13 protein-coding genes are annotated in these 12583 nt (G+C 63.7%); 9 read left to right on the forward strand and 4 right to left on the reverse strand.

What is annotated here, in order from left to right; translation table 11 throughout:
• Positions 1-5: 5 nt before the first annotated feature.
• The 8 genes from IRI77_RS20965 (at position 6) to IRI77_RS21000 (ending at position 7525) form a co-directional block, all read left to right on the forward strand.
• On the forward strand, positions 6-2624 hold the full coding sequence (locus IRI77_RS20965; protein ID WP_194446974.1) for an ABC transporter permease: 2619 nt from the start codon (positions 6-8) through the stop codon (positions 2622-2624).
• Between the two features lie 36 nt (positions 2625-2660).
• A complete protein-coding gene (locus IRI77_RS20970; RefSeq protein ID WP_194446975.1) occupies positions 2661-3203 on the forward strand; it encodes a DinB family protein in 543 nt (180 codons plus the stop codon).
• 2 nt (positions 3204-3205) lie between these two features.
• Complete coding sequence (locus IRI77_RS20975; protein WP_194446976.1) at positions 3206-3697, forward strand: DinB family protein; 492 nt, start codon at positions 3206-3208, stop codon at positions 3695-3697.
• Positions 3694-4197, forward strand: a complete 504-nt coding sequence (locus IRI77_RS20980; RefSeq protein WP_194446977.1) for a GNAT family N-acetyltransferase — start codon at positions 3694-3696, stop codon at positions 4195-4197. The genes IRI77_RS20975 and IRI77_RS20980 overlap by 4 nt, the downstream gene beginning before the upstream one ends.
• A 96-nt stretch (positions 4198-4293) precedes the next feature.
• Positions 4294-4848 carry an LSm family protein gene (locus IRI77_RS20985; RefSeq protein WP_194446978.1) on the forward strand — a complete coding sequence of 185 codons (555 nt, stop codon included), beginning with the start codon at positions 4294-4296 and terminating at the stop codon, positions 4846-4848.
• Between the two features lie 7 nt (positions 4849-4855).
• Complete coding sequence (locus IRI77_RS20990; protein ID WP_194446979.1) at positions 4856-5200, forward strand: hypothetical protein; 345 nt, start codon at positions 4856-4858, stop codon at positions 5198-5200.
• Positions 5187-6833, forward strand: a complete 1647-nt coding sequence (locus IRI77_RS20995; RefSeq protein WP_194446980.1) for a sensor histidine kinase — start codon at positions 5187-5189, stop codon at positions 6831-6833. Before IRI77_RS20990 ends, IRI77_RS20995 begins: the two co-directional genes overlap by 14 nt.
• On the forward strand, positions 6830-7525 hold the full coding sequence (locus IRI77_RS21000; protein ID WP_194446981.1) for a LytR/AlgR family response regulator transcription factor: 696 nt from the start codon (positions 6830-6832) through the stop codon (positions 7523-7525). Before IRI77_RS20995 ends, IRI77_RS21000 begins: the two co-directional genes overlap by 4 nt.
• On the opposite strand, the gene IRI77_RS21005 is transcribed toward IRI77_RS21000, so the two are convergent.
• Positions 7522-8412: a COX15/CtaA family protein gene (locus IRI77_RS21005; protein ID WP_194446982.1), complete on the reverse strand. Its 891-nt coding sequence runs from the start codon at positions 8410-8412 to the stop codon at positions 7522-7524. The genes IRI77_RS21000 and IRI77_RS21005 overlap by 4 nt on opposite strands.
• A 21-nt stretch (positions 8413-8433) precedes the next feature.
• Here IRI77_RS21005 and IRI77_RS21010 point away from each other — a divergent pair, with 21 nt between their 5' ends.
• Entirely contained in the window at positions 8434-9075 is a 642-nt protein-coding gene (locus IRI77_RS21010) for a class I SAM-dependent methyltransferase (RefSeq protein WP_194446983.1), read from the forward strand.
• Here the strand turns inward: IRI77_RS21010 and IRI77_RS21015 are convergent.
• Genes IRI77_RS21015 through IRI77_RS21025 form a run of 3 tightly spaced genes read right to left on the reverse strand, consistent with a single transcriptional unit; the run spans position 9072 to position 12479 of the window.
• Positions 9072-9845 carry a succinate dehydrogenase/fumarate reductase iron-sulfur subunit gene (locus IRI77_RS21015; protein ID WP_194446984.1) on the reverse strand — a complete coding sequence of 258 codons (774 nt, stop codon included), beginning with the start codon at positions 9843-9845 and terminating at the stop codon, positions 9072-9074. The genes IRI77_RS21010 and IRI77_RS21015 overlap by 4 nt on opposite strands.
• Positions 9846-9857: 12 nt before the next feature.
• Positions 9858-11771, reverse strand: a complete 1914-nt coding sequence (locus tag IRI77_RS21020; protein ID WP_194453741.1) for a fumarate reductase/succinate dehydrogenase flavoprotein subunit — start codon at positions 11769-11771, stop codon at positions 9858-9860.
• A gap of 21 nt (positions 11772-11792) precedes the next feature.
• Positions 11793-12479 (reverse strand): succinate dehydrogenase cytochrome b subunit, encoded by a 687-nt coding sequence (locus IRI77_RS21025; protein WP_194446985.1) that lies wholly within the window; start codon positions 12477-12479, stop codon positions 11793-11795.
• Positions 12480-12583 lie beyond the last annotated feature (104 nt).

Genomic DNA, 12583 nt, shown 5'->3' on the forward strand with positions numbered 1-12583 from the left:
CACCGATGTCACTGCTAAGCCGGCTGTCCGCCTGGAAACGGAATCTCCTCCACAAGAGCCAGGTGGAACAATCTCTCGACGAAGAGCTGACCGCCTTTGTGGACTTGCTCACTGAAGAGAAGCAGAGGGCCGGAATGGAGCCGCGGGAGGCGCGGCGGGCGGCGCTCCTGGAGGTGGGCGGCCTCGACCAGGTGAAAGAAGAGTGCCGCGACAGCCGCGCGCTGCACTGGTTGGACGTGCTGCACCAGGACCTGCGCTACGGCCTGCGGCTGCTGCTGCGCAATCCGGGCTTCGCCGCTACGGTCGTCGTCACGCTCGGCTTGGGTATCGGCGCCACCACCTCGATCTTCAGCGTAGTGCACGCCACGCTGTTGCGGCCATTGCCCTACAGCCACCCCGAGACTCTCATCTATATCAAGCAGAATCTGGGCGGCTACGGCCCCATGCCGTTCTCGTTTCAAAAAGAGTTCACCGCCTGGCGCGACCGCAATCACAGCCTCAGCCAGATCGCCGCCTACATCGGCACCCGCGTCAACGTGGTCGGCGTGGGCGAGGCGCAGCGAATGAACTGCGGAATTGGCACCGCGTCGTTCTTCCAACTGCTGGGCACCCGGCCGGAGGCGGGGCGTCTCTTCGTGCCGGACGAGGATAGGCCGGGTGGGGCTCCAGTGGCGCTGCTGAGCTATGCGGTCTGGCGCGGCCGGTTTGGCGGAGATCCCGCCGCGGTGGGCCGCACGCTCACCGTGGACGGCAAGCGGTTTACCATCGCCGGTATCCTGCCCGCCTCCTTCCGGGTCCCGGATCGCTACGGCTTCGAGTACGAGATCTGGCTGCCCTTCTCCGCCAGCATTCAGCCCGAAGGCGCGCCGCCCTATATGCTGCGCGTCGTGGGCAGGCTGGCGCCCGGAGTCACCGTCTTGGCCGCCCAGGCTGAGATGGATTCCATCCTGCAGACCACGTTGCGGCGGCCGCGCAAGATCAATGCCTTACTGGTTCCGTGGCAGCAGGAGATCGCCGGAGGCGTTCGCACGTCGTTGCTGGTCTTTCTGGGCGCTGTCGGATTCCTGCTACTGATTGCCTGTGTGAATGTCGCCATCCTGCTACTCTCCCGGGCAGCGGTGCGGGAACGCGAAGTGGCCGTCCGCATGGCGCTGGGGGCTCCTCGCTCGCGCATCATCCGGCAATTGCTGACCGAGAGCATGATGATGGCCCTTTCCGGCGCGGCCTTAGGTCTCGCGTTCGCATATTGGGGCAAGGACCTGCTCGTCAATTTCCTCTCGAAGAACCTGCCTGCGATGTACCCGGTTCAACTCGACGACCGCGTGCTCGCCTTCACCCTCGGCCTGGCCGTCGCCACCGGCCTCTTCTTCGGACTGGCGCCGGCGCTGCAAACAGTCAGGATGCGAGATAAGGGCGGGCTTCGCGAATCGGCCCGCGGCGCCAGTGAGAGCCGCGCACACCACGGCTTCCGGAACATCCTGATCGTCACCCAAGTTGCGACCGCGATTACGCTGACCATCGGCGCCGGGCTTCTCGTGAAGAGCTTCCTGCGGCTGCACGGATTGGACATGGGCTTCCGTTCCGACCGGATACTGACGCTGACCGTAAATCTCACCCCTGCCGATTACCCGGATGCGGCGCGTCAAACGCAGTTCTTTCAACGCGCGCTGCAGAACATCCAGGGGTTGGGCGGGGTCGAATCGGCCGCTGCCAACTACTGCCTCCCCCTGGGTGATACACGCTGGAGCGTCAGCAAGTTCAAACTGGAGGGCCGGCCGGAACCGGTGGATTCCTCCGACCTGGAAGTCATCAGCACGGGTTACTTCCATACCATGCAGATCCCCTGGAAAGCAGGACGCGACTTCAACCAGCAGGACAGGGCCGGAAACCCAGCGGTGGCTATTGTGAACGAAACCTTCGCGCGGCGCTTCTGCCCCGAGGGCCGGTGCCTGGGCCGCCGTGTGGAGCATTGGAAGGATCCGAATCAATGGATGACCATCGTTGGCGTCGCCGGCGATACGCGCGCGTCCATGGAACGTCCGGTGGAACCCGTGCTGTTCATCCCCTATCTTCAGGGGGAGGCGCCCTCCATGACGTTTGCCATTCGAACAGCCGGCGAGCCGATGAGCATGGCCGCCGCCGTCCGGGCACAACTTGCCGCCATCGATCGCAATCAGCCGCCCAGCGACGTCATGAGCCTGGATGATCTGCGCGGCAACTGGATTGCCAGCCGGCGGGCGAGTATGCTGCTGCTGGCCGCTTTCGCGCTGCTCGCGCTGGTGCTCGGCTGCATCGGCATTTATGGCGTGGTGGCCTATAACGCGAACCGCCGTACACACGAAATCGGCATCAGGATGGCTCTGGGCGCCAGGGAGAGCGACGTGCTGACTCTCATCACGCGCCAGACCCTGGCGTTGATCGCCGCGGGTGAGTTGGCCGGACTCGGCGCCGCGCTGGCCCTGAACCGCGTGCTCACGACCCTAGTGGTCGAGGTTCCCACCACCGACCTGTTCACTTACATCAGCGCCTGCCTGCTCTGGACCACCGTGGCCCTGCTCGCCTGCTATGTGCCGGCGCGCCGCGGCGCTCGAGTCGAGCCGATGATGGCGCTGCATTGCGAATAGTCCCCTGCGCTTCGCGATAAAATCGAAGCGGGGGGAATGCTGCACGTGTCTGCCAGCGACCGGCTCTTCATCGAGTTTTCCGCAAAGAAACTGCGCCAGTTCCTCAGCCGCATCCATGTCTGCCTGGAGAAGTTGACCGACGACCAGATCTGGATCCGGACCGGCGATGCTTCCAATTCCACTGGAAATCTCTGCCTGCACCTGTCCGGGAACGTCCGCCAATGGATCCTGCACGGCATCGACGGCCAGGAGGATCAGCGGCAGCGGGACGCGGAGTTCGTCGCGCGCGGCGGTGTCTCCCGGGAAGAGCTGTGGCAGCGCCTGAACGGCACCGTGCAGGAGGCCTGTTCCGTCATCGAACAGATTCCGGCTGAACGCCTCACCGCCATCGTCCGGCCTCAGAACTACGACGTCACTGTCCTGGAAGCCATCTATCACGTCGTCGAACACTTTGCGCAGCACACTGGCCAAATCCTGTTCTCCACCAAAGCGGTGACGGGAGAGGATCTTGGCTTCTACCGGCACCTCACCGGAACCGTTCAACCACCGCCGCCGCCGGCGGGTCAGGAGACACCATAGCCATGGCAACTGTCGAGCAGGCTTTCCTCGTTTTCTCAACCTCCAAGCTTCGTATGCTGATGGGCCAGATCGAGACTTGCGTGGGCAAGCTGGAGGAGTCCCAGATCTGGGGCCGCACGGGCGACAATGCCAACTCCGCCGGCAATCTCTGCCTCCACCTGGAGGGCAATGTACGGCAGTTCATCATCCATTCCATCGGCGGGCAGCCCGACGTCCGAGTTCGCGACGCCGAGTTCGGTGCACGCGGCGGCCTCACGAAGCAGGAGCTTCTCGCAAAGCTGTCAGCCTGCGTGGAAGAGGCCTGCACTGCGCTCGAGAAACTGGCGCCGGAGCGTCTATTGGAGACGGTCGCCCCGATGGGACGCGCCATGCTCACCCTCGATGCCATCTATCAGGTGGTGCAGCATTTCGCACTCCATACCGGCCAGGTCATCTTCCTCACCAAGGCCTTTACCGGTGAAGACCTGAACTTGCCGCGGTTTTCGACGAAATGATCTCCCTGCGCGAGTGGGCGCCCGATGACCAGCCCGCCACGCGGGGGCTGCTCATTCGCGCATTCGGCCGCCCCGGCGAAGCCGACCTCGTGGAAGCCCTTCGAGCGGAAGGCGCCGTGATTCTCGAACTCGTCGCGGAGATGGGGCAACAGGTGGCGGGCCACATCGTATACAGCAGGCTCTCGCTGGACCCGGCCAGGGAATCGCTGCAAATGGCCGCGCTGGCGCCGCTGGCGGTGGATCCGGAATTCCAGCGCCGCGGCATCGGCGGAGCGCTGATCCACATGAGCCTACCCACGCTCGCGCATGCCGGAGTGGATGCAGTGGTCGTGCTCGGTGATGCCGCCTACTACAGCCGTTTCGGATTCTCGCCTGAACTGGCCGCCACCCTGCAGTCACCATTCCCACCTGGTGACCACTTTATGGCGATGGAGCTTTCCCCCGGCTCCATCGAGGGTTGCCGCGGCAGGGTCTGCTATGCGCGCTCCTTTGGTCTCTGATCGACGCCGCTGATCCCCCGCCAACCGCCGTTCATTGGCCTTCGATAGGTCTTGCCGGCATTCCGCCCTAGCCTGAATCAGGAGGTTTGGAACGCCATGCTGCCAAGGGAGCTCGAACGCCAGTCGGCCCTCATTGAGAGAGTCGGCTCGTTGCCCACCGGGGTGCCGGTGGAACTCACTACAACGGCGCGCCACAGAATCCAGGGCAGGCTTGGATTTGCGACCGACGACACCGTACATATCAACACCAGCAATGGGGAAACTGTCTGGATGTTCGACGAACTGCGGTCCGTGCGCCGATTGGATCGCCGCCGCTTCGGCGTCGTCCACAGGTTACTGGCCCTGTTGCTGGCGACGGCCTGCGGACTGTCTGCCGCGAACCTGCGATCCAAGGCTCTGGACATCCCGAATGGTGCGAAGGTCGAGATCCAAATGAAGGCCGGCGAAAAGTTCACGGGCTTGCTGCGCGCCGTCGCCGAGGAGGGCATCACGGTGGAGCTCATCTCCAGCCAGCCAGGCGCCCAACGCGTGATCGCCTTCGACGAGATGAAGTCACTGAAGTATCCGCGAGGCGGCCTGCATCCGGGCATCGTTGCGGCTCTGACGGTGGGCGCGCTCATGGCAATTGGTGGGTTAGCAGGTGGAGGTTAGAAGACGTATGCTGTTCCGGCCAATTTCGTTGCTGCTGTTCTTCGCGCTGCTGCTGCCGGCCAGGGACCTGCGCTCAATGGCGCTCCAGTTGCCTCTTGGCACGCCGCTACGCGTTCAAACCCAAACCCAGACTATTGTAAAGGCAAGGCTCCAGTCCGTCACAGACGAAGGAATCTCCATTCTGGTCCTCGACGGAGGCGCCCTGAAGGAACAGACCTATCGTTACTCGGAACTGCGGTATCTGGAAAGCCGCGCTGGACGCATGTCCGGAGGCAGAGCCGTCCTCACCACGCTCGGTATTCTCTACGGCATCTCGATGGTCTGCACTTTGGTCCTTCTTGCCGCGCACTGATAGCAGTCGTACCATCCTGATTGACGTGTACCGCACGATCTCAGTTCTGGTCTACACCTTCGGGCTGGCTGCCTTCATCGGGCTGTTTGCGCTCTGGACCCGCCAATTGCGCCTGGGCCGCACGGAGCTGCGCAGCTGGCTCTATCCCGCCATCTTCATTTCGTCCTCGGCCTGGTTCGGCCTGAATATCCTTGTGCCGAGCCACTACTTCGTTCTGCTGGCCGGAGCCTGCGTCTTCCCGGCCCTGCTCGGCAAACTCTTCGGCTGCCGCGGCATCCCGTTTGTCGCGCTGGCCAGTGCTATCATCGCCGCCCTTTCGCTGCTCCATACCGTGAACGCGATCACCCTGGCGCACGCCCAGCGCGACCTCAGCATCGCCTACTGCGTGGTCTTCGCCTGGACCTGCGCCACCGCGGCTCGTGCCCCCGGCAGCGGCCGCACCAGCGTAGTTCTGCTCGTCGTCATCATGGTGCTGATCCCGCTCGCCATGTTCACATTCGGCGACTGGCTGAGCCTGCTGATGCGCTCCCTTCCCCTGCCCGTCCTGATGGTGCACAGCTACTCCCGGCGGCGCTTTCTCTTCCTCGACCTCTTCGCCAAATGGGGCTCGAACTTCGCCGTCGCACTCATCGCGCTCACCGTCTGGTTCAGTCTGCTGCCTGCGGGCTTGGATCCCATCTATTCCGCGCTGCTGATGCTGCCCGTCCTGTGGGGCGTCTTCCGCCTCTGCCGATCTCTGGGCGAGCTATTGGATCGCCGCGTCCTGGGCCGTCCCTACTCGCCTGCTGAGGCCCAGCGTGTCTTCCTGGAGAAACTGCAGGGCAGTGAGGACGAAACCGTCTTGCTCCGCGAAGCCCACACGCTGGCCGAGCACATCTTCCACACGCGTGCCTCTGTCAGCGCAGACGGCGTCATTAGCCTGGAAGACCGTCCCGACGGGCGGCCGTTGTTCAGTGAGGATCTGGCGCTGGTGAAGACGCTTTCCGAGATGCTCCACTTCCTGCTGGAGAATCGCCGCCTGGAAGCCAAACGCCGGGCCCTGCTGCTCGATGCCAGCCGCTCGGAACTGAAGGCCCTGCGCGCCCAGATCAACCCGCACTTCCTGTTCAACGCCCTGAACACCGTGGCGGGGCTGATCCCCTCCAACCCCGAGCTCGCCGAAGAGACGGTGGAGAAGCTGGCCGAAGTCTTCCGCTACACCCTGCAGCGATCCGAAGCAGAGATGGAGCCGCTATCGCAGGAACTCGACTTCATCCGCGCCTGGCTGGATGTCCAACAAGCCCGCTTCGGCCAGCGATTGCGGGTGGAGATCGAAGCCGAAAGCGACACCCTGGCCGCTCGCGTGCCCGCAATGACGCTGCAGCCCCTCGTCGAAAATGCCCTCAAGCACGGCGTGGCAGTCACCAGCCAGCCCTGTCTGGTCACGATCCGCGCCTGCCTCCGGGGCGACACCCTGGTCCTCACCGTCACTGACACGGGCCCCGGCCCGAAGGAGCCGGCCACCGAGACCGGACACGGCCTGAAGAATGTCCGCGAACGCCTGTCCGGCTACTACGGCGACCGCGGCCGCCTCACACTCAGCCGCGACCACGCCCGTCAGGTCACGACGGCTACAATCGAGTTGCCTGTATGACCAGAGTGCTCATCGTCGATGACGAACTGCCTGCGCGCGAACGGCTCCAGCGGCTGTTAGGCGGCCTGGAAGGAGTCTGCGTCTGCGGCGAGGCCGACGATGGCGTTGCCGCGATTGAACAGATCCGCGTGCTGCGCCCGGACGTCGTCCTGCTCGATGTCGAGATGCCCGGCTGCCGGGGCACCGAGGTCGCCGCGTCGTTGCCGGACCCCCGCCCTCACATCATCTTCTGTACCGCCTACGATCGCTATGCCGTGGAAGCCTTCGAATTGCGCGCCATCGACTACCTGCTCAAACCTGTCACCCGTTCCCGCCTGGAGCAGGCCTTGGCCAAGACCCGCGAGGCCGCACCGAAGCTCCCCCCGCCGCAGCGCTTTCTGGCACGTTCCGGCGAGCGCTACGTCGTCATCCCAGTGGCCGACATCGTCGCGTTTCTCTCAGAGTCCGGCCTGACCAAGCTTTGTACGCGGGACCGCGAGTACTGGATGGACCCCACGCTCAACGACCTCGAAGCCCGGCTCGACGCCGCTCACTTCTTCCGCATCTCGCGCGCGGCATTGGTGCGTCTGGACGAAATCAAGGAAGTGGCGCCGCTGCCCGGAGGATCCGGTCAGGTAACACTGAAGAGCGGCCGCCGGGAAGAAGTGTCGCGCCGCCGCTTCCGCGAGCTCCTCGATCGCCTGGCGACCTAGACGATCTCCGTCTCGCTGCCGTATGCCATCGCTCCGAAGGCTAGTACGATCCACACGCTCACCGCCAGCGCCAGGTGCAGGATCTGCATCCAGACCGGAGCCAGCAGCACGACGTTCAATCCGCCCGCCGCCAGTTGCACCATCGTCAATCCAAGCAGCCAGGCCTTCATCCGGCCGCGGAAGCGCAGCAGCGCGGCCAGGATCAGGAACACGCCCGATGCGGAAGCAATCACCGGATGAACCAGCCTCAGTTGCAGCAATAGCGGAGCTTCCTTCGAGAACTCCTGCCGCATGCCCTCCTGCAGCGAGACCGCCGGCCAGATCGTGTCGCCCAGCGCAGCCACGACGCCGGTGATGCTGGCGCACAAGGCCACGCCCAGCGCCGTCCAGACCAGCGTGGGGACACTGGCCTTCACCCAGCGGTCGTGACGCGCAAACCATCCACACGATCCGATGGCCGCCAGTAGCAGCAGCGTATTCGTCAGGTGGGCGCAAAGGTAGAGGGCGCGTCCGGCCGACGCATTCTTCTCGACGTACGCCAGTAGCACCAGTCCCGCGCCCAGCAGCGCCTCGACGATGATGAAGATCAGGGAGGCCCAGGCCGCCTTGCGCGCCAGGTGCCCTTTGGAAAACAGCTTGCGGCTCCATGCCACCAGCGCGGCCACACCGATCAGGGCCACGCCGCTGGTGAGCCGGTGTGTGAATTCGATAATCGTGCTCGTGGTGGGCGACGGCGGCATCACCTCGCCGTTGCACAGCGGCCAGTGGCTGCCACAGCCCGCCCCTGATCCAGAGGCCCGCACGAAGGCGCCCCACAACACCACAAACACATTCCACCCCAGCATGGCCCACGCCAGCCGGACGAACGCCTGCACTCGATTGTTCATGACTTTCTACAATGAAACCGTATGCCTTCCACTTTACGGGATGCGTGGACCACAAGAGTACAGGTGGAGGACTATGAGGCCCACATGGCCGCCATCGGCCAGGCCCAGGCCAATGCCGCCCACATGGCGGACTTCCTCCAGCGTGTCGGCGAGCCCGGGGCCCGCCTCCTCATCGCCGGAGCCGGCACGGGCCAGATGTTCGACTACCTGCCGCCGGGCGTCTTCGACGGCTGTCGCGCGTTCTTCACGGACATCAACCCGCGCTTCCTCGCCGCCTTGCGCCAGCGTAGCCCAGGTGCGCTCTGTGTCGCTGATGACATGGAGTCCTCCGCGCTGAAGGGCCCGTTCCACGCTGCAGCCGCAGTCTTAGTCCTGGAGCACATCCGGTGGCGGCTGGGCCTCGACACCCTGACCGCCCTGAATCCGCGCTACCTCTTCCTCGTCCTGCAGCGCAACCCCGAAGGCATGACCACAGCTGTCAGCCCCACGCGAGTCCTGCCCGCCAGCATGCAGAACCTCGGCGGCCAGCACCCCGAACTTGTCGACAAAAACGAAGCGGCCACCCATCTCCAGCGCTTTGGCTATGCGCTGATCGAAGAGTGGCCACGAAAGGTACCCGACTCGAAAGTGATGCTGGGGCTCTTGTTCGAGCGCGTGCCTTAGCCCGCGCCGCCGCCCGAGGTCTCTTCCCGGAACGTCGCTGATGCCTTGATGTAGTCCCGGTGCATCCGAGCGATGTTCTCAATCGTGATGCCCTTCGGACACACGGCCTCGCACTCGCCCGTATTCGTGCAGTAGCCGAAGCCTTCGTCCGTCATCTTCAGCACCATGCGCATCGCCCGGCGGTCGCGCTCCACCTGCCCCTGGGGCAACTGCCCCAGATGCGAGATCTTGGCCGACACAAACAACGACGCCGAAGCATTCGGGCACGAAGCCACGCAGGCGCCGCAGCCAATACACGCTGCCGCGTCCATCGCCATATCCGAGCACTTCTTGATTACCGGCAGCGCATTGCCGTCCGGCGCCGAGCCGGTGTTCACCGAAATGAACCCGCCTGACGCGATGATGCGGTCGAACGAACTGCGATCCACCATCAGGTCTTTGATGACCGGGAAGGCCTTCGCACGGAAGGGCTCCAGCCACAACTCGTCGCCATCGTGGAAGTGGCGCATATGCAACTGGCACACCGTCGTCCCGCGCTGCGGCCCGTGCGGCACGCCATCAATCATGAATCCGCAGCAGCCGCAGATGCCTTCGCGGCAGTCGTGCTCGAACGTCACGGGATCCTCGCCCTTGCGGGTCAGTTCCTCGTTCAGGACGTCGAGCATTTCGAGAAACGACATGTGCTCGTTGGCGTTGGGCACCTCGTAGCGCACCATCCTGCCCGCGGATGTGGCGTTCTGTTGACGCCAGATGTTCAGAATGATCTTCATCTTCGGATGCCTCTATTTGTAGTTCCGCTGAGCCAGGTGGACGTGTTCAAACTCCAGCGGCTCTGTGTTGCGCACCGGAATCTTGTTCTCGCCCTGATACTCCCAAACGGCCGCGTGGCAGAAGTTCACGTCATCGCGCTTCGCCTCGCCGTCCTCCGTCTGGTACTCCTCACGGAAGTGGCCACCGCAGCTCTCTTCACGGATGCGTGCGTCGCGGCAGAGCAGTTCGCCCAGTTCCAGGAAGTCGGCCACACGGCCGGCGCGCTCCAGGCTCTGGTTGAGCTCGGCGCCGCTACCGGGGACATTCACGTTCTCCCAGAACTCGGCCCGCAGCTCGGGGATGCGGGCAATCGCGTGCTCGAGGCCCTTGGCATTGCGAGCCATGCCGCAGTCCTCCCACATCACCTTGCCCAGCTCACGGTGGAAGTCGTCCACCGTCTTCTTACCCTTGATCGACAGGAACTTCTTCGTCCGCGCGTCCACTGTCTCGCGCGCTGCCCTGAACTCCTGGTGCGTCGCGTCCACGCCGCCCGGCTTCACACCGGCCAGGTAGTTGCCCATGGTGTAGGGGATCACGAAGTAGCCGTCGGCCAGACCCTGCATCAGCGCGCTGGCGCCCAGGCGGTTCGCTCCGTGATCGGAGAAGTTCGCCTCGCCCAGCACGAACAGGCCCGGGATGGTCGACTGCAGCTGATAGTCCACCCACAGGCCGCCCATCGTGTAATGGACAGCCGGGTAGATGCGCATCGGCTTCTTGTACGGATCGTCGCCCGTGATGCGCTCGTAGATCTCGAACAGGTTGCCATAGCGTTCCGCGATCACGTTCTGGCCCAGCCGGTTGATCGACTCGCTGAAGTCCAGATAAACGCCGCGGCCTCCGGGGCCGACGCCATAGCCTTCGTCGCAAGCCACCTTCGCCGCACGCGACGCGATGTCGCGGGGGCAGAGGTTGCCGAACGCCGGATAGCGCCGCTCCAGGTAGTAGTCGCGCTCCGTCTCGGGGATCGTGTTCGGATCGCGCGTGTCCGCCTTCTTCGTCGGCACCCAGATGCGCCCGTCGTTGCGCAGCGACTCGCTCATCAGCGTCAGCTTCGACTGGTAGTCGCCGCTCTGCGGAATGCATGTCGGGTGGATCTGCGTGTAGCAGGGATTCGCGAAGCCCGCGCCCTTTTTGTATGCGCGCCAGATCGCCGTCGCGTTCGAGCCTTTGGCGTTCGTCGACAGATAGAACACGTTGCCGTAGCCGCCGGTGCCCAGCACCACGGCGTCCGCCACATGGCTCTCAATCTCACCCGTCACCATGTTCCGGGTGATGATGCCGCGCGCCCGGCCGTCGATCACGACCAGTTCCAGCATCTCGTAGCGGTACAGCATCTTCACACGGCCGGCATCCACCTGGCGTTCCAGCGCCTGGTAGCAGCCCAGCAGCAACTGCTGCCCCGTCTGCCCTCGCGCGTAAAACGTTCTCGATACCTGCGCCCCGCCGAAACTGCGGTTCGCCAGCACGCCGCCGTACTCCCGCGCGAACGGTACGCCCTGCGCTACGCACTGGTCGATGATGTCCACGCTGACTTCCGCCAGCCGGTAGACATTCGCTTCGCGAGCGCGGAAATCGCCGCCCTTCACCGTGTCGTAAAACAGCCGGTAGACGCTATCGCCATCGTTTTGATAATTCTTCGCGGCATTGATGCCGCCCTGGGCCGCAATCGAGTGGGCGCGCCGGGGAGAATCCTGAAAACAGAAGCACTTCACGTTGTAGCCCAGTTCGCCCAGGCTGGCCGCCGCCGCGCCGCCTGCCAGGCCGCTGCCGACGACAATCACGTTGTACTTCCGCTTGTTGGCCGGATTGACCAACTTCATCTCGAACTTGGCCTTCTGCCACTTCTGCTCAATCGGTCCGGAAGGGATCTTCGAATCCAGATTCAGTGCCATGTGTATTTGCCCTCCTTACTTCACGAGCCCGACCAGCACGGCCAGGGGCATGGAAACATTCCCGATCCCGACCACAAAGCCGTAGACCTTCGCCAGCGTCTTCAGCTTCGGTGTGTACTTCGGGTGGTTCACGCCCAAACTCTGGAACATGCTCCAGACTCCGTGGTAGAGGTGGATCGCCAGCAGGATGTTGGCAATGATGTAGAAGAAGGACGCTGCGGGGTTTTGGAATCCGACGATGACGTTGTGGTACACGTCACCCTTAATGAATTGATCGCCCAGGGCTTGGCCCGTCGTGAAGTGAAGGATGTGGTAGATCAGGAACGCCCCGACAATGGGCCCGCTCCAGATCATGGTCCGGGCGGCGTAGGTCGTGGCGATGTGGGCTTTCTTGACGTAAGCCTGTGGCCGGGCTTCATTCTTCAGCCGCCACAATTGAAACGCTGCGGTCACATGCAGCACGGCAGCCGACAGCAGGACAAAGCGGACGAACCACAGCAGCCCGCCCAGGCTCTGCAGCATCTCGGCGTAGTGATTCAGCTTCTCCCGCCCTTGAAACAACTGCAGGTTGCCGAACATGTGGCCAAGGACAAAGCCGCTTAGCACGAAGCCCGTCAGGGCCATGACCACTTTCTTGCCGACGACTGACTGGTAGAAGGTTGCTGTTCTGTTTAGGCCGCTGTTAACAGCGATTGAGCTCATCGAGGCACTCCGTTTTCCCCGTAGGTATGGTGTGGGGTGTGAGGGGCCATCCCATCTCGTTACCTAGGATGCCCGGAACCCACTATTGTATGCGAAATTTCGGA

It is taken from the genome of Paludibaculum fermentans (genome assembly GCF_015277775.1).
Lineage (GTDB): Bacteria > Acidobacteriota > Terriglobia > Bryobacterales > Bryobacteraceae > Paludibaculum > Paludibaculum fermentans.